This is a genomic window from Myceligenerans halotolerans, assembly GCF_054782975.1.
The window spans coordinates 95,639-117,874 of the sequence record NZ_BAAGRL010000004.1; the positions used below are offsets into that span (position 1 = coordinate 95,639).

Consider the following 22,236-nt stretch of genomic DNA (forward strand, 5'->3'; position numbering starts at 1 on the left):
CCACGCGTCTGACGGGCGGGACCACGGCGCGGCGCCGTGGTCCCGCCCCGCATACTCTCGCCGTATGGACGAGCGCAAGCCGCGGTGGACCCGTCGCACCCTCGACTGGCTCCGCACCGAGGTGGGCAGCGCGCTACTGCTCGTCGGCGTCGGCGTCGTCGTCGTGGCGCTGGCCTGGGCCAACTCGCCCTTCTCCGACGCCTACCAGCACCTCTGGGAGCTCCCGGTCCACGTCGACGCCGGTGACCTGCGCTTCGACATGGACCTGCACCACTGGGTCAACGACGGCCTCATGGTCCTGTTCTTCTTCGTCGTCGGACTCGAGGTACGCCAGGAACTCGCCGTCGGGGCCCTGCGCCAGCGCAACCGCCGCCTCGTCCCGCTCGTCGCCGGAGCCCTCGGGGTCCTCGCACCCGCGGGCATCTACCTCGCGATCGCCGGCCGCGACGCCCCCGCGGGCTGGGGCGTCGTCATCGGCACCGACACCGCCTTCCTCCTCGGCGTCCTCGCGCTCGTCGGCCCCGCGATGTCCAACCAGCTGCGCATCTTCCTGCTCACCCTCTCCGTCGTCGACGACTTCATCGCCGTCACCGTCATCGGCATCGTCTACTCCGACGACGTCCGGCTCGCCCCCCTCGCACTCGCCGCCGCCTGCCTCCTCGCCCTGTGGCTCCTCGGCCGGGCCCGCGAATGGCGCAGCACCCCCTACGTCCTGGTCGTCGTCGTCCTCTGGGGCGCGACCGTTCAGGCCGGAGTCCACCCCTCCCTCGCCGGCATGCTCGCCGGCCTCCTCGTCCCCGCCGCCACCCCCGTGCGCGAGGACGTCATCCGCGCCAAGCACCTGTTCCGGACCTACTGGCAATCGCCCAACGCCGGCGTCGCCCGCGACGTCGGCCTCGGACTCGCCCGATCCATCTCCGTCAACCACCGCCTCCACGAGCAACTGCGCGCCCCCGTGTCCCTCGTCGTCGTCCCCGTCTTCGCCTTCGCCAACGCCGGGATCGACCTGCGCGGCGGCGCACTCGGCGAAGCCTTCGGCTCCGCCGTCCTCTGGGGAGTCGTCGCCGGACTCGTCATCGGCAAACTCGCCGGCATCAGCCTCGGGGCCTGGGCCGCCGTCCGCGCCGGCCTCGGGAAGCTGCCCGACGGCGTCGGCCCCGGCAGCGTCGTCGGAGGCGCGGCCCTCTCCGGCATCGGCTTCACCGTCTCCCTCCTCATCGCCGACCTCGCCTTCGACGACGAAGCCGACGCCCAGGCCGCCGCCATCGGCGTACTCGTCGCCATGGTCCTCGCCACGCTCGTCGGCGCGCTCGCCTTCCGCATCGCCCGCGTGCGCTTCGGCGAGCACAGTGCCGACCTGCCCGTCACCCTCACGCCCGACGTCGACGTCGAACGCGACCACCTGCGCGGAGCCGCCGGAGCGCCCTACACCGTCGTGGAATACCTCGACTTCCAGTGCCCCTTCTGCGCACGCGCCACCGGGATGGGGAAAGACCTCGCCGACCACTTCGGCGACCAGATCCGGTACGTCGTCCGCCACCTCCCCCTCGAGGACGTCCACCCCCAGGCGTTCGGCGCGGCGCTCGCGGCGGAGGCCGCGCACCGGCAGGGGGCGTTCTGGGAGATGCACGACGTCCTCTTCGCCAACCAGGCCCGGCTCGAACCCGAGCACCTGCGCGGCTACGCCGTCGACCTCGGCCTGGACCTCGAGCGGTTCGACGCGGACCTGGCCGACGAGACGCTGGCCGACCGGGTGCGGGCCCACGCCGAGAGCGCCCGGGCGAGCGGCGCCCAGGGGACGCCGACGTTCTTCCTCAACGGCATCCGCAACCAGGGGTCGCACGACGCCCGGACGCTCATCGCGGGCCTGGAGGAATCCCTCCCGCAGGCGGCGGCACGACGGCGGTCCTGACCGTCGCTCGCGGACATCCCGGTTCCAGGGGTATCGCTTGAGTGTCGGTATCGGAATAATCGCCGGGTCAGGCAGGCAGATGACCGCGACGAGGGGAAACGTATGACTGTCACTTTCCGGCCGGACGACGAGTACGCGGTCCTGCACCGCATGAACTTCTGGGGCAGGCCCGGGTACAACAACGCGCTCGGGCACACGGCCTCGTGGGAGTACCGGAACGGCGTGGGGTGGTCGGTCCCCCGGCCCGCCGACGGCGAGGCCCCGAGGCGGGTCGAGGTCACCTGCGCGGTCTGCAAGAAGTCGCTGGTCTACCGCGTGCACTCCGCCGCGGACTCGGAGCGCCGGCGGCGGAACTACGGATGGTTCGCCCTGGCGGGCCTGCTCCTGATCCCGGCGGGGATCGTGCTGGTCACGGTCGGGGCGAACGAGGTCGACGCCGGCAACGACGACTGGACGGCGGCGGCCATCGCCGGAGTGCTCGTGGTCGTGCTCGGCATCGTGATCGCCCAGTCGTTCAACCTCGTACGGGAGGGCTTCGTCGGCGTGACGGGCTCGGGGGAGCCGTCCCCCGGATTCGCGAAACACGAGGTCAACGGGACCCGGAAGACGCCCTACCCGAACCCGACCTGTCAGAAGTGCGGCCACGAGGAGCCGTACCCGTGCGGCCTCGGCTTCACCGACGAACAGGTCGAGGCCCGGTATGCGCAGGCCGTGGCGCAGCTGGAGCGGCACGTCCACAACGCGCACGTCCGTGTCGTGCGGCACGAACTCCGACGGCGCGGGCGGTTCTGACGGCGCGGGAACTCCGACGGCGCTTCGGCCCGATGGGCAGGAGCGACCGGCGACCGTGAGCGGCCCGGCGAACCCCGTGGCTCGCCGGGCCGCTCCTGGCCCGGACGACCTGCCACGGCATGCGCTGGTGAACGTCCACGTACGTGGACATCGCGACGGTGTCCACGTACCTGGACATCATGAGTGGGGAGAGTGGGTCAGTTCAGGGACTGGAGTTCGATGTCGGGCATGTCGAGATGCCGTCACGCGAGTTCGTCGGCGATGCGTAGTAGGAGGTGGCGGGCGTCGTTGCCGGTGAGGGCGGCGGCTTGCATGGACTCGAAGACGGTGATGTAGGTCTGGGCTTCGGGGCCGGTGTGGCGGTGTTCGCGGGAGGTGGTCTCGACGCAGACGAGGTCGTCGAACATCTCGAACATGTGCAGGGGCATGTATTCGATGCGGGTTCCGAGCGGCAGGATGCTCAGGCGGGTGGTGGGTAGGCCGATGGCGGACTGGAGGCGGTCGATCTGGGCACGCATGACGCCGGGTTCGACCAATCCCCAGCGCAGCACGGGTTCGGCGATGACGAACTCGAACCGGCGGCCGGGTTCGTACAGGAATTTCTGGCGGGCCATGCGGGTGGCGACGGCGTCGTCGATATCGGGTACCGGGACGTCGTTGAGGCGAGAGACCGAGGTCAGCACGGCTCGGGCGTAGTCCGGGGTCTGGAGCATGCCGGGAACGATGGCGGTGTGGAACTCGCGGATCAGGGTGGATCGCTCGACGAGCGCGTTGTAGCCGGCCTGTACCGGGCTCTGTCCACGGTGGGTCCTTTGCCGGAAGGTGTGTTGGTCCTCGCGGGCTTGGTCGAGCAGGCCGAGCAGAGAGCTGCGGTCCGCTGGTGTGCCATCGGTCGCCGCGACCCATGCGGTGATGTCGGCCGGTGAGGCGTTCTGTCGGGCGAGTTCGATGCGGGAGACCTTGGACTGCTGCCAGCCGAGTCGCTCGGCGAGTTCCTTGCCTTGCAGACCGGCCTGCTCACGCAGGGCGCGCAGCTTGCGGCCCAGCGTGAGCAGGTGATCCGGGTGTTGCGGTGAGCTCATTCCTGTCCTGCGGCGCGCAGCGCGAGACGCCACCACGTGCGCGCCTTGTCGATCTCGGCGGGATCGGTCACGAGGTAGTTCGTGGCGACTCCCGGGGTCGGATATGTCATGCGGAGCAGACGGACGTCGTCCAGCAGCCACCAGTCATCGGGGCCCACAGCGGGCAGGAGATCGGCAGCGCGTGCCTGCTCCGGGGTGATGTAGTGCATGACCTCCCCGGTGTCCTCGTTCCACTTGCCCACCCAACGGACCCACCGCTGGTAGTCCGTGGGCGGGTCCTGATGGATCCGTACCCGCTCGAACCGGCGCCCGCGTCCGGTCAGGTCGCGGATCTGGTCGAACCAAGCCGCCAGGCTGGGCACCTGCGTGGGAGGCTGCTCGTCACCCGCGAGGAACGCGGCCAGATGGTCGGCTTCGTAGTCCATCGCGTAGGCGGGCTGCTGCTCCAGCCGGTACGCGGTCGACTCGATGCCGGCGAGCAGGCTCCCGAACTCGTCCCAGTCGATGCGGCGGGCGCTCAGAGGGCACCTCGCAGACGGTCGAGCACGTTCGCGGGCACGAACACACCATCCTCGCCGTCCGCGAGTTGGCGCAACTGAGCGCGGGTCGCGTCATCGAGCTTGACGCCCTGGACGACGTAGCCACCGTCGGCCTTGTACAGCGCGGGGCACCCGCCACCGCCAGAGTTGGTGTCCTTCCACATGAACTCGATCTCCATCGGTCCTCCATGGGTTGGTCCTGCTGGCATTCAGAGTCTTCCAGGACGGAAGGCTCGTGGCAATTGTCCTCGAACGGCCAAGAGATGTATTGCAGTTTGCGCCTATGCGCGCAATTGGACACCACCACACGCCCGGTGATGGGACGCTCGTGGACATGACAACCGCCGCTGGCGACGCCTCGCTCCCGATCCGTCACGTGAGCGAATCTGCGTGCTGCATGCGTGGCTGCGACCAGATCGCCGAACTGGGCGAGGCGTTGTGCTGGCAGCACGGAGGCGGCGAGTGGGTGGAGCAGCTCCGGGAGCGGCAGGCATGACGACCGGGGCAGAGGCGGACGCCACGCGGGTCCGGGTGCGCATCACCACGGGCCGGTTCGCGGGGCGGTCGGGTCTCCTGGTGGGCTCGGGGCCGGAGAGGGCGACGGTGGATCTGGGCGTGCCGGTCGATGGCGGAAGCGGCGTCGTGGTCGTGCCGGCCTCAGCGGTCCAGGCGGACGATCAGGCGTCGAAGTCGTAGCGCAGGACGTAGGCGGACGCGTCGGCGGTCATGATGTTGACCTCGACGGGTGTGCCGTCATGGGTGACCGCGGTCCTGGTGACGATGTAGACCGGGTCCTGGCCGGTCTTTGGGCTGGTCCAGTGGGAGGTAGGCGGCGGTGGCGTCGTCGGAGATCTTGTTGCGGGGCCATCGGGTCGCTTGGGGGTCCAGGGCTTCGGTTGCTCTGACCTGGTGGATCAGCTCGGCTGGCCCTGATTCTTCGAGGAGGGTCAGGATGTCGGGCCAGTCGTGGAGCTTGAAGGGGTCGACAGCTCGTGCGGCGCCGTCGGTGAGGGCGGCGGCGCGTCGTACCTGGGCCAGGGGGATGTGGCCGGTGAGGGCGTGCTGTGCCGCATCGGGTTCGGTGGCGGCGATCCAGTAGCCGCCGGGGGTGTTGCGGGCTGCGAGTTCGGCGTGCTTCATGCGCACGAGGGCTTGGGGCTTGGCCGGGTGGTTGTCGGGCAGGGCGTCGGCGGCGGCGCGTTCGGTGCTGGCGGTGTGGCTGATGCGCTGGTCGCTGATGATCTCCAGGCCGGTGGTGGTGTCGATGACGACGGTGACGTCGCCCAGGACGAGGTAGTGCAGTGCGTCAGCGTCGATGTGGATGATCGCGACGGCGGCCGACGGAGTGCCGGGATGGGTCAGGTCGCAGGTGTCGCGGTGGAGGTCGGCGGTTCGGGCGATCGCTTCGGCCAGCGCGCCTTCGGGGCCGATGTCGGCGTGCTTCTTGATGGCCTCGGCCAGGTGCTGGGCGAACCAGGCGACGCCGTGAACGCAGCCGCTGTCGGTTCTCTCGGTAGCGCCATCGAGTAGTACGAGCGTGTTGTCGCCGACGGCGGTGCTGTCCTCGTTGGCGGTGTCGGGGGATCCGGGCTGGGTGGCGATCTGCGCGTGCATGTCAGGAGCCGTCGGGCCGGTACAGGGGCGTGATGCGTTCGTGTGAGGTGATCTTGCGGTCACCGTCGGGTTCGAACGTGCTGGCGATGATGGTGGAGAAGCGCCTGGTCTTGAGTTCCTTGTAGAGCTCTTTGAGGTTGTCGGCCACGAACTGTGCGGCTCCGAGGGTGCCCTGGGCGTGGATGCCGGCGATGTACAGGAAGGTGCCCTTGCCGTCGGGCCGGGGCAGCCTGCCGAGGTAGGCGTAGTCGGTGGCCTGTCCGCTGTCGCGAGGTGATCGGTACTCGGTGCCCGTCGTCAGGTCGATCAGGTACCAGCCGTCCTGGTCGTTGGCGAACCGTAGGTGCGGGTCGGCGCCCATCACCTGCCCGACGAACGGCAGCAGCCTCGGGCTGGTCAGCACCACGAGGTTCGGGCGGTTCAGGTCCACCATGCCCGGCGGCGGGACCAGTTCACGCTCGGAGTCCAGGCCACTGGCTTTCGCGGCTGCGGCCAGCACTTCGTGCGCGCCGAGGGTTTCCGCGGAGAGCATGTTGCTCGGGTCGCTGCGCCCGATCTCCTGCTTGGCGCCGATCGCGAACGTCAGCTGTCCGGTGCCGAAGAACGCACGCTCGGGCCGGGAACCGGCTGACAGCATCATCGAGACGCGCGAGCGGGAAATGCCCAGCAGTTCGGCCAGCTGGGACTGCGTCCTGCCCGCCTCAAGCAGTTCGATCAGCGCTTCACGCCGCAGCCGTGCCAGTTCCTGCGCCACCGCCTGGGTCTCGTCGATCAGCGCCGAGACGGCCTTGGCCCGTTCCTCGGGATCGCTGATCTCAGCAACGGACGCGATGTCCAGCATCAGCCCTCCACCAGTCAATAGGGACTTCACCAGCCTACCCGTGTCAACCCGGGATGGACGAGGCTGTCATCTCCCGGCAACTCGATGTGTTCATAGGGGTTGACACTCTCAGTTCACCATGGTGTCGTAAGTCATACCCAATAAGTGGTCGAGTTAATACGGGTTGACAGCTTGCTCGGTGAGAGGGGAAGGCCATGGACGACATCGTGAACGAGCTGACGGTGTGGATGGTCGTGTACACGGCCATCGGCGTCGTCCTGGTGTGGCGGGCCGTGATCCTGTGGTCCCGCTGACCGACCCCGCCCCGCGCCCGGTCGCGGTCGGCTATGTGTCCGCATCCGCCCCAGCAATGCTCGACCGTCAGCGTGAGGTCGTCACTGCGTTCGCGCGGGCCGAGGGGTACGCACTCGCGCAGATCGTGACCGACCGCTGGGACGGCTTCACGATCAGCCAGATCCTCGACGCCGCGCGCCTGCACGAGGCCCGGCTCGTCATCGTGCCCGCCGGTACCACCCTTGCGACCTCGCATGCCCGTCTCGCTCACCAGCTCGAACCCGCTGGCGCGACCTGCGTCGTCATCCCCGATGCCGCTGGCGCGAGAGACGGCCTGGGCGTCATGCCTGCGCCCGCCACGCCCGTCGTCGAACCCGGAACGGCGACGAGCGCGCCTCGCCTGTCCGGCCCGCTCGGCCGCCACTCACTCCAGCCCCGCCACGCAGCAAGGACGCACTCATGAATAACACGAGAACCACCTGCACCTCCACCGCTACCGCGATCGGCGGCCTGGCCGACATCGATGGTCCAGGCTCGGCCGACGGTCCGATGCTGGTGGCGTTGGACATCGACGGGACCTTGCTGCCCGAGGGCACCATCGATGTGCCGCCGGTGACGGCCGACGCCGTGCAGGACGTCGTGGCCGCCGGGCATCACGTCGTGCTGGCCAGCGGCAGATCCCTGGTCGGGGTGCTGCCGGTCGCGGCCGGCCTCGGCCTGACCTCGGGTTGGCTCGTGGCCTCCGCCGGCGCGGTCACCGCCCGCCTCGCGCCCAACGCGCCGGGCGGCTACGAGGTCACCGACAAGTCCACTCTCGACGTGGCGCCGGTGGTCGCGCTGGTGCGCCAGTTCATGCCCGAGGCCGCGATCGCCGCCGAAGAGGTCGGCTACGGGTATCACGTCACCCGCGAGTTCGAGCCTGGGCTGCTCAACGGCCGTCAGACCCTCGTCGCCCACGACCGCCTGCCTCCCATCACCCCGCGCCTGGTTCTGCACGCACCCGGCATCGCGCCCGCGCTGCTGGATCACCTGCGTACCCTCGACGTGACCGCGACCCCGGCAGGCGAATCGTGGATCGACATCGGCCCGTCCCTGTTCTCGAAGGGGACGGCCTTGTACCGAGTGCGGCGACGTCTGGGCGTGCACCCCGGCCGCACCCTCGCGATCGGCGACTCGATCAACGACATCCCGGCCTTCAAGTGGGCCGCGATCGGCATCGCCATGGGCGGAGCGCCGGACGTCGTACGCGCTGCCGCCGACGCCACGACCGGCACGCTCCAGCAACACGGAGCGGCCTCCATTCTTGAGGCCATCGCCAGCGGCCGACCCGTCACCGCACCAGCCGACCGCGCCTGAACGAGCACCCGAGGGTCTTGCGGCCGGCGCACCCCGCCCCGCACAGGCCGCGAGCTCGCTACCCAGACCACTGGCGGGAGGCGGGCCGGGACCTACCCCCAGGTCCCGGCCGCACACCTTGTCTTCAAGCCCACCGAGGTCACCTCAGCCAACGAACGGACGAGCCGCGGCAAACCCGGCTGTGAAACCCACCACCAGGCCCGTGGCGACCTCGATCGGCGTGTGGTCCCTGACCCCGAGACGCGCGGCGCCGACCAGCACGCCGAGCGCCACGAGCGCCGCCGCGACCGGCCAGGAGAACATAGCGGAGATCCCTGCCGTCACCGAGAACACGCCCACGTGGATGCTCGCGCGGACGACAGGCGTCACCAGCGTCAGCGCCAGCACTCCGACCAGGTAGGCCGCCATCAGCTGAAGCATCAGCGGAGGAGCCCCGACGACGGCCATGACGAACAGCGCCGTCCCCTCGATGACGAGCAGCCCTGCGAGCGCCACCAAGCGCTGGACGCGCGGGCGGACATGCCGGGACTCCCAGACGCCGAGCCGCGCCAGCCCGTAGATGAAGAGGTACGGCACACCTGCCGCCAGCGCGACGAGCAGCGGTACCTGCCACCATGCCTGCGACGGAGCGGCCGACAGCAGGCCGATCGCCAGCACGCTGGCCGCAACCGTGTACGCGGGCGCGAATATCTCACTCACCACTCGGGCCCACCGTGGTTCGGAGTCTGTCGTGTTCATCGCGCTGGGGAACACTGGCAGGGCCTCTCAGGTCGGGCGGGCTGGTTCGTACGGTGGAGGTCGAGCGTCCGCCCCGTCGCGCGGCGCCGTCGACTACGAGAAGGAGCAGATCATGCGTGGTGTCGTCATGTACACCGCCCGCGACGTGCGGGTCGCGGACACCGCCCAGGGGTCCGGCAGGACCGGCCGTGGATCACCCTCCGAATCACCCTGCTGACCTGGACGGTCGCCCACCCCTGGCCGTAGTGTCCTACGCAAATCAGGACAGCTCCACCGACGTGCCAGGGGGTGCCCGCAGATGGTCGATGTGACCAGTTCCAGCCCGTCGCAGTGGCGGGACGACACTGCGACGCAGGCTTCCGACGAGGCGCTGCTCGCCGATCTTCGGGCCGGTCACGGCCAGGCGTTCGCGGAACTCTATGCGCGCTACTACCGCACCGCCGTCGGTGTCGCCCGGCGAGTGGTCGGGAAGGGATCCGCGGTCGACGACGTCGTCGCCGAGTCGTTCACCTCCTTCCTGTCCGCCGTGCGTCGCGGGGGCGGCCCGGCGAGCAACGTCCGCTCGTACCTGCTGGCCATCGTGCGAAACACCGCCATCGCGTTCCTGCGCGCGCAGGAACGCGCGGTCCCCGCCGAGACCGAGGCGGTCGACAGGCCGCACCACGACACCGACGGGCTCGTCACGGCGGACGACGACGACCGGGTGCGGCAGGCGTTCGCCGCGCTTCCCGCGCGCTGGCGCCGGGTGCTCTGGTACGTGGACGTCCACGATCTGCCGCCGGCGGAGGCCGGGCCACTACTGGGGGTGTCGCCGAACGCGGCCTCCTCGCTCGCCCGCAGGGCCCGCGAGCGGCTCCGGCGCGAGTACCTCCAGGCTCACCAGGACCGGGTGGCTCCCGGGTGTGAGGACTACGCCCCGCACCTTGCGCGATACGTCGAGAAGTCGCTGGCGGTCCCCGTGCACCATCGCATTCAGGCGCACGTTCTGGCATGCGAGTACTGCACGGCCGCCGTCGAGCAGATGCGGGATCTCAAGCGACGGATGCGTGCCGTGCTGCTCCCGCTGGGCCTGCCGCTCGCGGCGTCGCACCGAGACGGTTCGCGCGAGCGTTCCGAGGGAACGACGCCGGGCGCGGGATCGCCGGGAGCCGGTCTGCCCGGCGTGGGACCGCAGGGTGCGGGACTGCGAGGCGTGGGTCGGCCGGGCGCGGGACCGCGGGGAGTCGGTCTGCCGAAGGTGAGCCTGCCGCGAGCGGTCCTGCCGAAGGTGGGCCTGCCGAGGGTGGGTTTGCGCGATGCGCACGCCACGGTCCGACGGTGGTGGTGGGGGCGGCCGCGCGACGTACGGCGCCTGGCGATGCACGGTGTCACCGTCATGGTGGTGTGTCTCTTCACGCTGTCGAGCGTGGCGGCGTCGGACATCGTGCCGGTCAGCAGCGTCGAGGGCCTGGCGGGCGACGTGGACCAGGTGCCCACCGGGCCCCGCCCGGACGCGCTCCCGGAGCCGGCTTCCCCGCCGGAGCCCGAGCCCGAGCCGACGCCGACATCGACGCCCACGCCGACGTCCACCTCACCGCCGGCAACCTCTACCTCCACGTCCACATCCACATCGACGTCCACATCGACGCCTGCGCCGATGCCCGCACCGACGCCGCCAGCGGCTTCGACATCGCCGCCGACGGCACCGGCATCGCCACCGGCACCGGAGCCGACGCCGGACCCCGAGCCGGAGGAGCCCACGCCGACCCCGGAGCCGACGCCGACACCCCCGCTCATCGATCTCGAGATCGGGCCCGGCGGCATCCGCATCGACATCAACCTCGGCGACGATGCCGACGACGAGGAACCTCGTTCCGACGATTGAACTCGACGACCCGGACGACCTCGTGCCGGGGCGGCATGACCGCGATCACGACGGGACGCACGCCCGGAGCCGGGCGCGGACGATCGGGTCCAGCAGGCCCAGCTCCCGGGCGCGCTGGAGTGCCGCCGTCCGGTTGTGCACTCCGAGCCGCTGGTAGATCCCGCGGATCTGCGTCTTGACCGTGTTGTGCGAGACGAAGGACGCCTCGGCGACCTCGGCCGAGGTCAGGCCGTCGGCCAGCCGGTGCAGCACCACGAGCTGCCGGTCGGGGACGACGACGAACTCGGGCGTGACCGGCACACCTCGCCGGCTCAGCACCTGGGCGATTCGTTCCCGCACGGGCTCGGACGCGTCGCGCGCCACCGCCCGCAGGACCTCCGGCGAGGTGCTCCAGTAGGGGAGAGCGCCGCCGACCCGGTCCGACAGGGCGACCGCGCGGGCCAGCTCGCGCAGCGCGCCGGCCCTGTGGAGGTCCCCGTGGTCGTCCCCGAGGTCGGGCCCCCGGCCGAGAGCGGTGAGGGCCTCGGCCGCCAGGAGGTGCGCCTCGAGGCGTGCGCCGTCGGTCGAACCCTGGTGACCGACTCCGGTGACCGCCAGCAGCGCCTGGCGGGGCCGGCCCTGGGCGAGCCGGATCCGGCCGTCGAGCAGGGCACCCGCCGGAGCCCGCGTGGCCATCGCGGCGGCGATCACGGCGGCGTTCGTGCCCCGTCCCAGCGCCAGATAGAGCCGGCCGAGATCGAGGGCCAGGAGCGGGGGAATGCGGATGTGGTCCGCTTCCGGCTCCGTCTCGGACGGCGTCAGACCGTGCTGGGCGAGCGCGTCGCGGAGGTGGTCCACCGCGGGCTCCTCCTGCCGCCGCAGGACGGCCAGCATCGCCTCGACGTGCAGCCCGGCGAACCAGAGATCCGACCCGGCGGCCTCCCGCGCCGCGCTCAGCAGGTGCTCCGGCAGGTCGTCGTCCAGCCTGTCGAGGTGCGCGAGCGCGGCGACGAGAGCAGGCGGATCGCCGACGGCGTGCCGCCACCAGGCGGGCGGCTCGGGCAGGCCGTCCGCCTCGGCGGACCAGTTCGCCGCCGCGCGGACACTGGAATCGAGCGCGTGGACGAGCGCCGCCAGCTCCGCCGCCGCGGCGGCCAGCCGCAGCACGCCGGAGCGGATCGCCCCGTCATGAGCCGTTTCCGCGTACCGCAGGGCGTCGTGAAGCAGGCCCGCCTCGGCGGCGGTGACCGCGGCCTGAAGGCCGACGAGGACCTGTTCGACGACGGAACCTCCGTCGGCCGGGCCGAGCAGCCCGCGCGCCAGCCGCAGGGCGTCGTCGGGGCGGCCGGCTCGGCGGAGCCGCGCGATCCGGGTGAACGCGGCGAGCGGCTTCTCCGGCCCGTTCGGCTGCTCGAGCCCGGGCCGCCGGCCGGCCGACGGGCACGCGGCACCGCGCAGCCCGGGGGTGCGGCGGGTGGCGGACAGCAGGTCACGCAGTTCGGCGGGAACATGCGGAGCCGGCATCGTCGAGGCGGCGCTCCAGAGTTCCTCGTGCAGTGCCGGATCCTGACCGTCCACGATCTCGGTCCACATGTCCCGCAGCAGGTCGCGCATCAGTCCGACGTCGCCGGACTCGAGTGCGACCAGGAGCGCCCCGCGCGGGTCGCGCGCCTGCCTCCTCCTCCGCGCGACCTGCGCCGCCCGGGAACGCAGGTCGTCGCCGTCGCGGCCGTGCGCGTAGTCGAGCAGCGCGCGACGGATGTTCGGCTCCACGGCCAGCACGTCGTCCGGTGCGGCAGGGTCGTCGAGGACGACGCCGGTGTCCACGAGCCGGTCGACGAAGACGTCCGGGACCGTGGCGAGCAGACCGGTCGCCTCCAGGGAGTGCCAGGTGAACTGCGGGGCGAGGCTCGCCTCGACCAGCACGCCGATCGCCTCGTCGGACAGGGTGTCGTGCAGGAACGCGGCGCGGCGCGCGGCGGTGATCGCCGAGACGACTCCGTCCGTGACGGGGGTGCCTGTGGAGCTCGAACGGCGGAGTTCCGCCAGTGCGGGGTAGACCACGGCCGGCCAGCCCGCCGAAGCCGTGACCAGGAGGCGCGCCTGGGTGTCGCTGATGGGCACGCCGAGCGACGCCGCCGTTGCCTGCGCCTCGTCCGCGGTGACGCTCAGGTCGCGCATGGTCAGCTCGATATGGCCGGCTCCGGAGGAGCCCGGCCCGGACCCGCCGGGTCCCGAGCCGTCGGGTCGGTGCAGGGGCATCGTGGTGAGCGCGACGACGCGGCTCCGGCGCAGCAGACGTGCCACCCGGTCGAGGTAGCGCAATGCCCCGTCGGACTCCCGGCCCAGCCGGTCGACGACGAGCACCGTCTCGTGGGCGTCGAGCGCTGCGGCGAGGCCCTCGAGGGTCTGGCCCTGGTCGGTCGCCGGATCCGCGGGTGCTTCGCCGGTCATCAACAGAAGTCCGGCGCGGACGGCCACTCCGAGCATCTCGCCGTCCATGGCGTCGGTCTCGGGCACATCCACCCAGAGCACCGCCGTGCCCTCGCGGACACGGCGCCTGCTCCACGATGTGACGGCCGTCCGGCGGCCGGTCCCGCGCGGGCCGCGCAGCAGGACCATGCCGGTAGTGCTCGCGAGCAATGCGTCGTCGATCGATCTCTCGATCGCTGGTCTGGGTAGCGCGCCTGGTGGAGACGCAGGGAGATGGTCCTCGGCGTGCGATCGATTGTCCACACAGCCCCCTCTGGTCGAACGGCATGGTCGGGCGGCTCTGGCGCCCGTCTCGACAGGAGTTCCGATCACACTTGGGGGACGGCCCACCGCCGCCGACGTGTTGAGTGATCTGTGTCACACCACATGCCCTGCGGTCCGGCACCGGCGTCGAAGCGGTTGAATCGGCGTGCGGCTCTGCCCCAGACTCGTCTCACATTCGCGCGAAGGAGAGCAATGGTCGAGCAAGTCGCGGCAGACACGGCCGAGCGAAGGTTCGGTCGTTCCGACCTGGACTACACCCCGTGGGCCTTCTGGAGAGAGGCCGAGGACGCCGACAAGGTCCAGCAACAGACCCTGCAAGAAGTCCTGACCACCGAGCGGGGGTACACGTTCGGGGAGCGCTGCTTCGTCTCGGAGCTGTCGTCGGTGACGAACGAGACGCTCGAACTGGGCGACCGGAGCTACGTGGCAGCCGGTGCGTACCTCTCCGGGAGCCTGCGTACCGGGCGCGACTGCACGATCAACCCGTACACCGTGGTGCGTGGCGAGATCACGCTCGGCGACGCGGTCCGCATCGGCGCGCACACCTCGCTGCTCGGCTTCAACCACACCATGGACGACCCCGATGTCGAGGTCCATCGACAGGCGATGTCCATCAAGGGAATCACGATCGGTGACGACGTCTGGATCGGCTCGCACGTCGTGGTGCTGGACGGCACCGTCGTCGGGGACAAGGCCGTGCTCGCCGCAGGGGCCGTGGTGACGAAGGACGTGCCGGCCGGCGCCGTCGTCGGCGGGAATCCGGCTCGAGTCATCAAGTGGCGGACCGGGCCGGACCGGCCGCAGCGGCGACGGGACGGTGACCTGTCCGGTGCGCTGACAGACTTCGCGGGCGCGGCACGCGCTCAGGCGGGCGCGATCCTCGATCGATACCGGGACGACAGCGCCGGGCTGTTCGTGAACGTGCCGGGAGCCGCGCCGACGGTGCGCGCGCAATGCGATGCCGTCGAGGTCGCCGACCTGCTGCTCGGAGGCCCGCCCCCGCGGACGGACGCCGCGGAGCTCACAGAACTGCTGCGGTCGTGGCAGGACCCGGTGACCGGACTGGTGGGCGAGCTGGGCGAGGACCACCGGCCCGTGCCGCCGGAGGCCACCATCTTCGGTCCGTCGACCGGCTATCACGTCCTGTGCGTCGGCTACGCGCTCGACCTTCTCGGCAGTGCGTTCGCCCATCCCCTGACCGTCCTCTCCGAGGCTTCCGCGGCTGACGTCATCGCCGGCGTCGAGCGTCAGGACTGGGCGTCCAGGGCGTGGCGGTCCGGGAGCTGGGTCGACGAGTTCGGAACCGCCTTGCACTGGAACGCACGCATGGGCGCGACGAACAGCCCTGGAGCGCTCGAGGCCCTGTTCGGGTGGCTGCTGACCAACGCCGACCCGATGACCGGGATGTGGGGTCGAGCCGGCGGGCCGGACGGGTTGCTGCAGGTGGTGAACGGCTACTACCGGGCGACACGAGGTACGTTCGCCCAGTTCGGCCACCCCGTGCCCTACGCGGAGCGCGTCGTGGACACCGTCCTGGCGCATGCGCGCGACGCCCGCTACTTCGCGCCGTCGCGCCACACCGCCTGCAACGTGCTGGACATCGCCCACCCGCTGTGGCTCACCCGCGGGTCGGGGCATCGCGGCGACGAGGTCGCCGACCTCGCGCGCCGCCTGCTGTCCGATGCGCTGCGCCATTGGACGCCGGACCAGGGCTTCGGATTCCAGGCGCCCCACCCGACGACGGCGTCCGTCGGCGCGACGGCCCCGAGCCTGCAGGGCACCGAGATGTGGCTCGCCATCATCTGGCTGCTCGCCGACCTCGCAGGCCTGGCCGACGAACTCGGCTACCGGCCGCGGGGGATTCACCGGCCCGAACCCTCGATCGGAACCCGACCAGCGGCAGGGTTCCCGTAGGCGGTCCTCCGAGCGCACGGGATAGCGTGGCACCGAGGCGTCGGATGTTCGAGGGCCGAGACCTTGCGGCTCGCGCGAGACGACGCCTCGCCACGGCCCTGCGAGCACCGCGGAGTGGCCGGGCCGACGTCGCCGGTGCATCCCGTTCGCCGGAGGATCTCCCGTGACTACCCATCCGGAATCGACCGCCGAACCGTGGCCGGCGAGATTCCGTCGCGCACCGTGGTGGTGGATCGGCGCGTCGATCGTCCTCCTCGTCGCAGCCGTCGCCGTCGTCGCCGGGATCCTCGAGCATCGCGCCTGGGTCGAGACCGTCGAGGCTTACGACGCCGATGTCGCCCGCGTCACCGACGAGGCCGACAACTCCCGCGCCCAGGCGGAGGACGCGTACGCGACCAGCCTCGATGCTCTCGACGACGCGATCGACGACGGCCGGCCCGTGTACGCGGCCAGCGAGGGCCAGGTGGATGACTCGGCCGTCCGTGAGTCGCTCGCCGGCGCGCTCGACCACGCCGAGCAGCTGCACGACGCCGAGGTCACCTACCCGGTCGTGACACGCACCGTGGAGGAGATCACCCGACCCAACCCGTTCCGCCCGGAGACGCTGCCGGAGGTGGAGGCCGAGGTCGTGGAGGGATCGGATCCGGCACCCGACGACCTCGACGCGGCGGCGGCCGACGTGACCGAGGCGAGCGACGTCGTCGCCGAGGCGCGCCGGCAGTGGGCCTTCGACAGGCTGCGGGCCGCCGCGACCGAGGGGCAGGACGCCCTGGCCGACCTCCGTCCCCAGGTCGGTGCGGGCGCGCTCGGGGGGCTGGACGACGCCGTGACCCGGGCAGAGGCGATGCTCGACACCGGAGCGGACGCCATCGACCCTGACGCGGCCGTCCCGCTACGGAACACCGTGCTCGAGACGACGCGGTCCCTGTGGTCCGACCGGCTGGCGGAGATCCATGACAAGCGTCGCGCCGCGGCCCGCGCGGACGGCGTCGACTGCCGCGTGGCCAGGTGCGTCGCACTGACCTTCGACGACGGACCCGTCGCGGACACGCGGCGTCTGCTCCGGATCCTCGAACGGAAGGAAGCGCCCGCCACGTTCTTCCTCCTGGGGGACAACGTCGCGAAACGGCCCGAGATCGCCCGCGCCGTCGCCGACGGCGGGCACCTCGTGGCGAACCACTCCTGGGACCACCCACAGCTCACCACCCTCGACGACGCCGCAGTGCGCGACCAGCTCCGGCGCACCCAGGACGCGATCGCCGAGGCCACCGGATCCACCCCGTTCCTCGTGCGCCCGCCCTACGGCGATGTCGACGGCCGCGTCCGGTCGTTCGCGACACGCACCGGTCTCGACACCGTCCTGTGGAGCCTCGACACCGAGGACTGGAGGACCCGTGACGCGGCCGAGACCCGCCGTCGTGTACGAGCCCAGGTGGAGCCCGGCAGCAACATCCTGATGCACGACATCCACCCGTCCACCGTCGACGCCGTGCCGGAGATCGTCGACGACCTGCGCGAGGAGGGCTACGTGCTGGTCACGGCGGACCTGCTCGTCGAGTAGGCCCGGTGATCGCCAGGTCCGGTGATCGCGCCGTCGGGCCCGGGACGTCGTCGGCTCGGAGATCGCGCGTAGGTGCGGTCGGTCCGGTGTCGAGCCGTCGGTCCGATGTCCGTGGGGTCGGTCCCTCGGGGGGCCGACTTCTCGACATCGGACCAACCACTCGACATCCGGCCGACCACACCTACCCGCGCGGTTCGTACCTCCTCAGGAGCTCGTGCACGTCAGGGCCGACGTCGGTGGTGTGCCGCTGCCGAGCAGGCCGAAGGTCGTGGTGCCACCGGCCGGGAGCTGGCCGTTCCAGTCCGCGTTCCGGACGGTGAAGACGTCGCCCTGCGTGGTCGCAGTCCCGTTCCACACCTGGTTCACCTGCTCGCCGGACAGCTGCCAGCTGACGTTCCACGACGTCAACGCGGAGCCGGCCTGGACGGTCACCTCGCCCTGGAAGCCGCCGGGCCACGAGTTGACGGTGCTGTAGGTCGCGGTGCAGTCCCCGGCGGGGGTGGTGGTCGTCGGGGTGGGTGTCGGTGTGGGTGTTGAGGTCGGCGTGGGCGTGGGCGTGGGTGTCGGCGTCGTCGACGTCAGGGACGTGAAGAACTGCCAGATCTCACCAGGCACGTGCGACTGCGACTGCCCGCGGTCCCGTGCGTCCCACTGGTGGTCGCTGTCGTTCGCGATCCACACGACCGGGTAGCCGTCGCGGCACGTGTAGGTGGTCTTGATGTGCGTGCCGCTGCCCGCGGCGGGCTCGGGCGCCTGCTGGGCCTGGCACCCGTTGTTCTGCAGGAAGCGGTCGCGCAGTTCGCGGCCCCGCTGGATGTTCAGGACGCTGTCCACGACACCGTGGGAGCCGAGGTACGCAACGGGCTGGGTGCCGCCGGCGCACCCGGACAGCTGCGCGCCGTTGAGGACCGCGACCGCGCGGAACACGTCGGAGCGCGCGCACGCCAGGGCGTTGCTCATGCCGCCGCCGTAGCTGAAGCCGGTCGCGAACCGCTGGGTCGTGTCGATGCAGAGCGCGGACTCGACGGTGCGGAGCACGTCGTCGACGAACGCGACGTCCTGGCCGTTGTTGTTGGGCCAGGCGTTGTCGATGCCCTGCGGGGCCACGAACACCGTGCTCTCGTTCGCGAGTGGCTTCAGGCCGTAGAAGCCCTGGTTCACCACGTCCTGGGACGTGCCGTGCCACCAGTGCAGCCCCACGACGAGGCGGTAGGTGCGGTTCGGGTCGTATCCGGCGGGCACGTCGAGGCGGAACGTGCGGGACTGGCCGCCGCTCGTGATGGTGTGGTTGCCGGTTGCCATGCCCGCGGACTGGCCGCAGCCGGCGGTGGCGGCTGTGGCCGCCGGGGCGGCGTTCCCGGGCAGAGCCCAGGATGGCGCTGTCAGCCCGCCCAGGGCGAGCAGGGCGGCCGCGGCCGCCAGGAGGACCCGTCGGCTTCGGGACGGGGTGGGGTGTCGCATGGTGTCGCTCCCTTCAGCAGGGTCCCCGGCAGCGCTGCCGGGGACGCGTCCACGGGACAAAGCCCGCCGATTCGCCGAATATATCGTTAAACGTCGGCGAGCCGAACAGGGCTAAACGGTTCGCGACATCCGACGACGGCAGGCCGGACCGCCGGGCCCGATGATCGGCCCGTGCCCGGGTCGACGCGCCAGAGCCTACGGCTCTGGCACACGCGATCAGACGCTTTCGGGGCGCTTCTTGCGGGCGAACGACGCCGGCACGCCAGGGCCGTCCCACACCTGGATCGCGCGCCAGATCGATGCGGCGATCGGCACGGCGAGCACGGCGCCGGTGATGCCGGCGAGCACCGTCCCCGCGGTCAGGGCGAACAGGATGACGAGCGGGTGCAGGCGCAGGGTCCGGCCCATGACGATCGGCTGGAGGAAGTTGCCCTCGAGCTGGTTCACGGCGACGACGATCGCGACGACGACGAGTGCCTCGACGGGTCCGACCGCGACAAGGGTGACCAGAGCCGCGAGGATGCCGGCCAGGGTGGCACCGACCAGGGGGATGAAGGCGAGCAGGAAGACGAGCACGGCCAGCGGGATGACGAGCGGCACACCCACGATCGCGAGGCCGATCCCGATGCCGATCGCGTCGACGATCGCCACGATCGCCGTCCCGCGCACGTAGTTGCCGAGCGTGCTGATCGTCGCGGTACCGACGCGGCGGCCTCGCTCGTACCGGTGCCCCTCGAACGGCCGCAGCAGGAACTCCCACATCGCCGGGCCGTCCTTCAGGAAGAAGAACAGGACGACGATCATGATGAAGAAGCCCGCGACGAAGTTGGCGGTCTGGGAGACGCCGGCAATGGCGCCCGAGCCCACGGCATCGGACTGCAGCAGCCTCACGGCGGAGTCGCGGACCGACTCGAACTGTTCCTCGGTGATCTCGAAGGGCAGGTCCTGGATGTAGGTCTGCAAGGAGTTGAAGCCCTCGAGCGCCTGGTCCACCAGCTCGTCCCACTGGTCCACGACGGCCAGCACGACAAGCCACACGATCGCCGACAGCAGCGCGACCAGCGAAAGGAGCGAGATCCACGTCGCGAGCAGTGACGGCAGGCCCCGACGACGCAGGAACGAGACCAGCGGGGAGATCGCCGCTGCCAGCACGAGTGCGATGAGGATCGGGATCACGACGAGCGTCAGGCGCGTGCCCACGTACCCGAAAATGGCGATGATCGCGATCACGGCGAGGACCTGCAGTGACCGTGTAGCGATGCGGCCGAAACCGTCCGACCACATCCGGGACGTCCCGCTGTCGGCGGGTGCCTGCTGCTCGGCCGGAGGCTGTGCCTCGACGCTCGGACGGGTGGGCGGTGTGCGGCGGCCGAAGAGACCCATCGCCTGTCCTCCTTGTGCTCGGTCCGGCGGGCGCTGGACGTACCCGACGCTATTGCGACCGGGCCCGCACCGCTCGGCGGGCGACCAGGTCAGGGAGCCGCATGCAGCGGAGAGGGATCGTGGCGCGGGCCACGAGGGCAGGTCGCCGAGGGTACTCGACACGGGCCCATTCCGCTCCGGGTCGCGCCTGCGTACCCAAGTGCGCCCAGTGGCCTCAGTTGAAGCGGAAGCCGAACAATCCCCCGTCGTCGGTTGCGTCTGTGAGCCGTGTTGACATGATGTACGGCCCTGCATCAAAGGCTCCGTCGCTCTGAGTCTCGACGAGGTCAATGAAGTCAGAATTGAGCGTGACGACGTACTGAAAACCGTGCTGTTCGGCGAGGCGGGCACCGATGTTGAGACATGATGCGATCTGCCGCCCGTCGATCGCGTCGAAGAGATGGCTGTCGTGCACGACGATGCGCGGTGCTCGGGTGTTCTTGATCGCGGAGATCAGGCAAACCATGTCGAACATAAAGGTCTCGACGCTCTTGACGCCAGTGCTCGCGTCGCCCGACAAGTAAGGAGTGACCTTTAAGACGCCCCTATTGGTGGGCTCGACGAGCAGGTTGGCCTCGCGGTCGGTATAGATCTCCGAGCCCAGCTCCTCAAAGAGAGCAATCGGCGCTTCAAGCGATTTGGACCGCTCGTGGAGTTCTGCTCGGACGGAAGTCACTAGTTCCGCTGTCTTGAGCTTCACCTGGTCGCCGATCTGGCTGACCCGTGCGGCCGCATCGACACGCCGCTCCAGGTCTGCGACACCTGCCTCGAGTTTGGCGAGGTCACGTTGTACTGCAAGGAACGTGTCGAGCGCGACCGTCTCAGAGAGGAGACGCAGGACCTCGGAACGCTCAGAATCCAGATCGGAACGCTCATTGTCGATCTCTGCGAGGCGTGCGCCAACGGCATTCATTTCCTGCTGCAGGAACCCGCGACGGTTTCGGACGACCGATCGATGGAACTCCGCAACCTCCTCGTATCGGCGTGCGACCAACTCGGGTAGCACGACGCCGAGCTCCGTGTAGACGCGGGCCAGTTTGTCGCGCAGTTGAGCGTCTTCCGCAGGGTCTACTTCATTGCGCAATGCCTCGTGCAACTCGCGCGATCGGCGCTGGAGCGTCAGTCCCTCGTCGTTGAGTCGCTGGATCGAGGCGGTCAGCTGGTCCGCATGGCGCTGATGATCCGCGTATTTCTCGTCGACCTTGTATGCGCTGAGGGACTTCTGGGTTTCGTCACGCTGCCGGCGCGCAGAGGCCAGCCGCGCGCGAAGCTTCGGCTCATCAAGCGCGAGGTGCGGGAGGGCGCCCTCCTTGACCGCCTTGCGGATCGCCTTGCCCTGCTTGGTCAGCTGCTCAAGCTCGCCTGACTTGGCGAGGATCTCTGACGACAGCCCGAGAAGGTGCCCGATGCGAACGCCCGACTCCCAATCTGGCTCGGTCGGATGGACCTTGGTGGGGTTGGTGAAGACGTTACGTATTGCCTGTCCCCACAATTGACCAACCGTGGGTCGGCTCACACCATCCGGGATCTGGAACAGGTACTGCGCTTGCAGCGTCTTCCAATCGTCAACGTGGATCGACTGGCGATCAGTAACCACGGACCAACCGCTGATCGTCACGCGCGTTGTTGGAGACACAGCGCGCGTCACCGTGACCGTATCCTCTCCTGCGCCTTCGACCGACGGGAGTTGAAGTACAACAGTGAACTGATGCTCAGCAAGCTCAAGTGCCTTGAACTCCTTGGGTAGGTCGCCGCCAAGAACGTAGCGAAGAACCTTGACCGAGCTCGTCTTGCCAATGCTGTTGCGACTGTCGCCCTGTTCCGAAGTCTCAGTACGGTCCGCGACGAGAATGTTCAGGCCATCGCGGAAGCGGAGAGTCTTGAAGCGGCCGTCGGACGATCCGAGAGAGTTAACGAACATTGGCCCTCCTCAGATGTCCTGCCGGGGTCCACTGGACCAGATTGATGGCGAAGAGCGACGCCAGAGCAAGTGAGAACCAGTCGAACGTGATGCGGTCGGTGTCTTGAGGCTCGTTCGCGTGCGCAGCGTATTGCTCCCACAACGCGGATACTGACTTGGGCGTCCGCAAGAGATCGAGGAGTTCTGATCCGATCGTCATCAGAGCGCGCT

Annotated in this window: 20 protein-coding genes; 9 read left to right on the forward strand and 11 right to left on the reverse strand. The window is 70.1% G+C overall.

What is annotated here, in order from left to right; translation table 11 throughout:
- Window positions 1-64: 64 nt before the first annotated feature.
- Both nhaA and ACYVK5_RS01410 read left to right on the forward strand, forming a co-directional pair.
- Window positions 65-1,912 (forward strand): Na+/H+ antiporter NhaA, encoded by a 1,848-nt coding sequence (nhaA, locus tag ACYVK5_RS01405; RefSeq protein WP_460701501.1) that lies wholly within the window; start codon window positions 65-67, stop codon window positions 1,910-1,912.
- Between the two features lie 102 nt (window positions 1,913-2,014).
- Window positions 2,015-2,704 carry a hypothetical protein gene (locus ACYVK5_RS01410; RefSeq protein ID WP_460701502.1) on the forward strand — a complete coding sequence of 230 codons (690 nt, stop codon included), beginning with the start codon at window positions 2,015-2,017 and terminating at the stop codon, window positions 2,702-2,704.
- 242 nt (window positions 2,705-2,946) lie between these two features.
- Here the strand turns inward: ACYVK5_RS01410 and ACYVK5_RS01415 are convergent, their stop codons facing one another.
- From ACYVK5_RS01415 to ACYVK5_RS01425, 3 genes are read right to left on the reverse strand one after another with little or no spacing between them, the layout of a single operon-like run.
- A complete protein-coding gene (locus ACYVK5_RS01415; RefSeq protein ID WP_460701503.1) occupies window positions 2,947-3,786 on the reverse strand; it encodes a helix-turn-helix domain-containing protein in 840 nt (279 codons plus the stop codon).
- Window positions 3,783-4,307 (reverse strand): DUF6879 family protein, encoded by a 525-nt coding sequence (locus tag ACYVK5_RS01420; RefSeq protein ID WP_460701719.1) that lies wholly within the window; start codon window positions 4,305-4,307, stop codon window positions 3,783-3,785. The genes ACYVK5_RS01415 and ACYVK5_RS01420 overlap by 4 nt, the downstream gene beginning before the upstream one ends.
- On the reverse strand, window positions 4,304-4,504 hold the full coding sequence (locus ACYVK5_RS01425) for a hypothetical protein (RefSeq protein WP_460701504.1): 201 nt from the start codon (window positions 4,502-4,504) through the stop codon (window positions 4,304-4,306). Before ACYVK5_RS01425 ends, ACYVK5_RS01420 begins: the two co-directional genes overlap by 4 nt.
- A 155-nt stretch (window positions 4,505-4,659) precedes the next feature.
- On the opposite strand from ACYVK5_RS01425, the gene ACYVK5_RS01430 reads away from it, so the two are divergent.
- Entirely contained in the window at window positions 4,660-4,821 is a 162-nt protein-coding gene (locus tag ACYVK5_RS01430) for a hypothetical protein (RefSeq protein ID WP_460701505.1), read from the forward strand.
- Window positions 4,818-5,021 (forward strand): hypothetical protein, encoded by a 204-nt coding sequence (locus ACYVK5_RS01435; RefSeq protein ID WP_460701506.1) that lies wholly within the window; start codon window positions 4,818-4,820, stop codon window positions 5,019-5,021. Before ACYVK5_RS01430 ends, ACYVK5_RS01435 begins: the two co-directional genes overlap by 4 nt.
- A 57-nt stretch (window positions 5,022-5,078) precedes the next feature.
- Here the strand turns inward: ACYVK5_RS01435 and ACYVK5_RS01440 are convergent, their stop codons facing one another.
- Both ACYVK5_RS01440 and ACYVK5_RS01445 read right to left on the reverse strand, forming a co-directional pair.
- The gene (locus ACYVK5_RS01440; protein ID WP_460701507.1) at window positions 5,079-5,939 is read right to left on the reverse strand and encodes a hypothetical protein; all 861 of its coding nucleotides are present in this window, start codon (window positions 5,937-5,939) and stop codon (window positions 5,079-5,081) included.
- 1 nt (window position 5,940) lies between these two features.
- Entirely contained in the window at window positions 5,941-6,780 is an 840-nt protein-coding gene (locus ACYVK5_RS01445) for a helix-turn-helix domain-containing protein (RefSeq protein ID WP_460701508.1), read from the reverse strand.
- Window positions 6,781-7,129: 349 nt separating this feature from the next.
- Here ACYVK5_RS01445 and ACYVK5_RS01450 point away from each other — a divergent pair, with 349 nt between their 5' ends.
- Window positions 7,130-7,516: a hypothetical protein gene (locus ACYVK5_RS01450; RefSeq protein ID WP_460701509.1), complete on the forward strand. Its 387-nt coding sequence runs from the start codon at window positions 7,130-7,132 to the stop codon at window positions 7,514-7,516.
- Window positions 7,513-8,409 carry an HAD family hydrolase gene (locus ACYVK5_RS01455; RefSeq protein WP_460701510.1) on the forward strand — a complete coding sequence of 299 codons (897 nt, stop codon included), beginning with the start codon at window positions 7,513-7,515 and terminating at the stop codon, window positions 8,407-8,409. Before ACYVK5_RS01450 ends, ACYVK5_RS01455 begins: the two co-directional genes overlap by 4 nt.
- A gap of 144 nt (window positions 8,410-8,553) precedes the next feature.
- Here the strand turns inward: ACYVK5_RS01455 and ACYVK5_RS01460 are convergent, their stop codons facing one another.
- Window positions 8,554-9,108: a hypothetical protein gene (locus ACYVK5_RS01460; RefSeq protein WP_460701511.1), complete on the reverse strand. Its 555-nt coding sequence runs from the start codon at window positions 9,106-9,108 to the stop codon at window positions 8,554-8,556.
- Window positions 9,109-9,454: 346 nt separating this feature from the next.
- Between ACYVK5_RS01460 and ACYVK5_RS01465 the strand changes: the two genes are divergently transcribed.
- A complete protein-coding gene (locus ACYVK5_RS01465) occupies window positions 9,455-11,011 on the forward strand; it encodes an RNA polymerase sigma factor (protein WP_460701512.1) in 1,557 nt (518 codons plus the stop codon).
- Window positions 11,012-11,056: 45 nt separating this feature from the next.
- Here ACYVK5_RS01465 and ACYVK5_RS01470 read toward each other — a convergent pair whose 3' ends face one another.
- Window positions 11,057-13,633: a helix-turn-helix transcriptional regulator gene (locus ACYVK5_RS01470; protein ID WP_460701513.1), complete on the reverse strand. Its 2,577-nt coding sequence runs from the start codon at window positions 13,631-13,633 to the stop codon at window positions 11,057-11,059.
- Window positions 13,634-13,939: 306 nt separating this feature from the next.
- Between ACYVK5_RS01470 and ACYVK5_RS01475 the strand changes: the two genes are divergently transcribed.
- Window positions 13,940-15,661: an acyltransferase gene (locus ACYVK5_RS01475; protein ID WP_460701514.1), complete on the forward strand. Its 1,722-nt coding sequence runs from the start codon at window positions 13,940-13,942 to the stop codon at window positions 15,659-15,661.
- 163 nt (window positions 15,662-15,824) lie between these two features.
- Entirely contained in the window at window positions 15,825-17,222 is a 1,398-nt protein-coding gene (locus ACYVK5_RS01480; protein ID WP_460701515.1) for a polysaccharide deacetylase family protein, read from the forward strand.
- Between the two features lie 204 nt (window positions 17,223-17,426).
- Here the strand turns inward: ACYVK5_RS01480 and ACYVK5_RS01485 are convergent, their stop codons facing one another.
- From ACYVK5_RS01485 to ACYVK5_RS01500, 4 genes are all read right to left on the reverse strand, one after another.
- Window positions 17,427-18,683: a CE1 family esterase gene (locus ACYVK5_RS01485; protein WP_460701516.1), complete on the reverse strand. Its 1,257-nt coding sequence runs from the start codon at window positions 18,681-18,683 to the stop codon at window positions 17,427-17,429.
- A 216-nt stretch (window positions 18,684-18,899) separates the two neighbouring features.
- The gene (locus tag ACYVK5_RS01490) at window positions 18,900-20,066 is read right to left on the reverse strand and encodes an AI-2E family transporter (protein ID WP_460701517.1); all 1,167 of its coding nucleotides are present in this window, start codon (window positions 20,064-20,066) and stop codon (window positions 18,900-18,902) included.
- A gap of 214 nt (window positions 20,067-20,280) precedes the next feature.
- A complete protein-coding gene (locus tag ACYVK5_RS01495) occupies window positions 20,281-22,026 on the reverse strand; it encodes an ABC-three component system protein (protein WP_460701518.1) in 1,746 nt (581 codons plus the stop codon).
- Window positions 22,016-22,225, reverse strand: coding sequence for an ABC-three component system middle component 6 (locus tag ACYVK5_RS01500; protein WP_460701720.1), 210 nt, complete (start codon window positions 22,223-22,225; stop codon window positions 22,016-22,018). The genes ACYVK5_RS01495 and ACYVK5_RS01500 overlap by 11 nt, the downstream gene beginning before the upstream one ends.
- Window positions 22,226-22,236 lie beyond the last annotated feature (11 nt).

Bases quoted from the DNA above. Each gene is read 5' to 3' on its own strand.
- nhaA (WP_460701501.1), top strand. From the start codon at position 65: ATGGACGAGCGCAAGCCGCGGTGGACCCGTCGCACCCTCGACTGGCTC.
- ACYVK5_RS01410 (WP_460701502.1), top strand. From the start codon at position 2,015: ATGACTGTCACTTTCCGGCCGGACGACGAGTACGCGGTCCTGCACCGC.
- ACYVK5_RS01415 (WP_460701503.1), bottom strand. From the start codon at position 3,786: ATGAGCTCACCGCAACACCCGGATCACCTGCTCACGCTGGGCCGCAAG.
- ACYVK5_RS01425 (WP_460701504.1), bottom strand. From the start codon at position 4,504: ATGGAGATCGAGTTCATGTGGAAGGACACCAACTCTGGCGGTGGCGGG.
- ACYVK5_RS01430 (WP_460701505.1), top strand. From the start codon at position 4,660: ATGACAACCGCCGCTGGCGACGCCTCGCTCCCGATCCGTCACGTGAGC.
- ACYVK5_RS01435 (WP_460701506.1), top strand. From the start codon at position 4,818: ATGACGACCGGGGCAGAGGCGGACGCCACGCGGGTCCGGGTGCGCATC.
- ACYVK5_RS01440 (WP_460701507.1), bottom strand. From the start codon at position 5,939: ATGCACGCGCAGATCGCCACCCAGCCCGGATCCCCCGACACCGCCAAC.
- ACYVK5_RS01445 (WP_460701508.1), bottom strand. From the start codon at position 6,780: ATGCTGGACATCGCGTCCGTTGCTGAGATCAGCGATCCCGAGGAACGG.
- ACYVK5_RS01450 (WP_460701509.1), top strand. From the start codon at position 7,130: ATGCTCGACCGTCAGCGTGAGGTCGTCACTGCGTTCGCGCGGGCCGAG.
- ACYVK5_RS01455 (WP_460701510.1), top strand. From the start codon at position 7,513: ATGAATAACACGAGAACCACCTGCACCTCCACCGCTACCGCGATCGGC.
- ACYVK5_RS01475 (WP_460701514.1), top strand. From the start codon at position 13,940: ATGGTCGAGCAAGTCGCGGCAGACACGGCCGAGCGAAGGTTCGGTCGT.
- ACYVK5_RS01485 (WP_460701516.1), bottom strand. From the start codon at position 18,683: ATGCGACACCCCACCCCGTCCCGAAGCCGACGGGTCCTCCTGGCGGCC.
- ACYVK5_RS01490 (WP_460701517.1), bottom strand. From the start codon at position 20,066: ATGGGTCTCTTCGGCCGCCGCACACCGCCCACCCGTCCGAGCGTCGAG.
- ACYVK5_RS01495 (WP_460701518.1), bottom strand. From the start codon at position 22,026: ATGTTCGTTAACTCTCTCGGATCGTCCGACGGCCGCTTCAAGACTCTC.
- ACYVK5_RS01500 (WP_460701720.1), bottom strand. From the start codon at position 22,225: ATGACGATCGGATCAGAACTCCTCGATCTCTTGCGGACGCCCAAGTCA.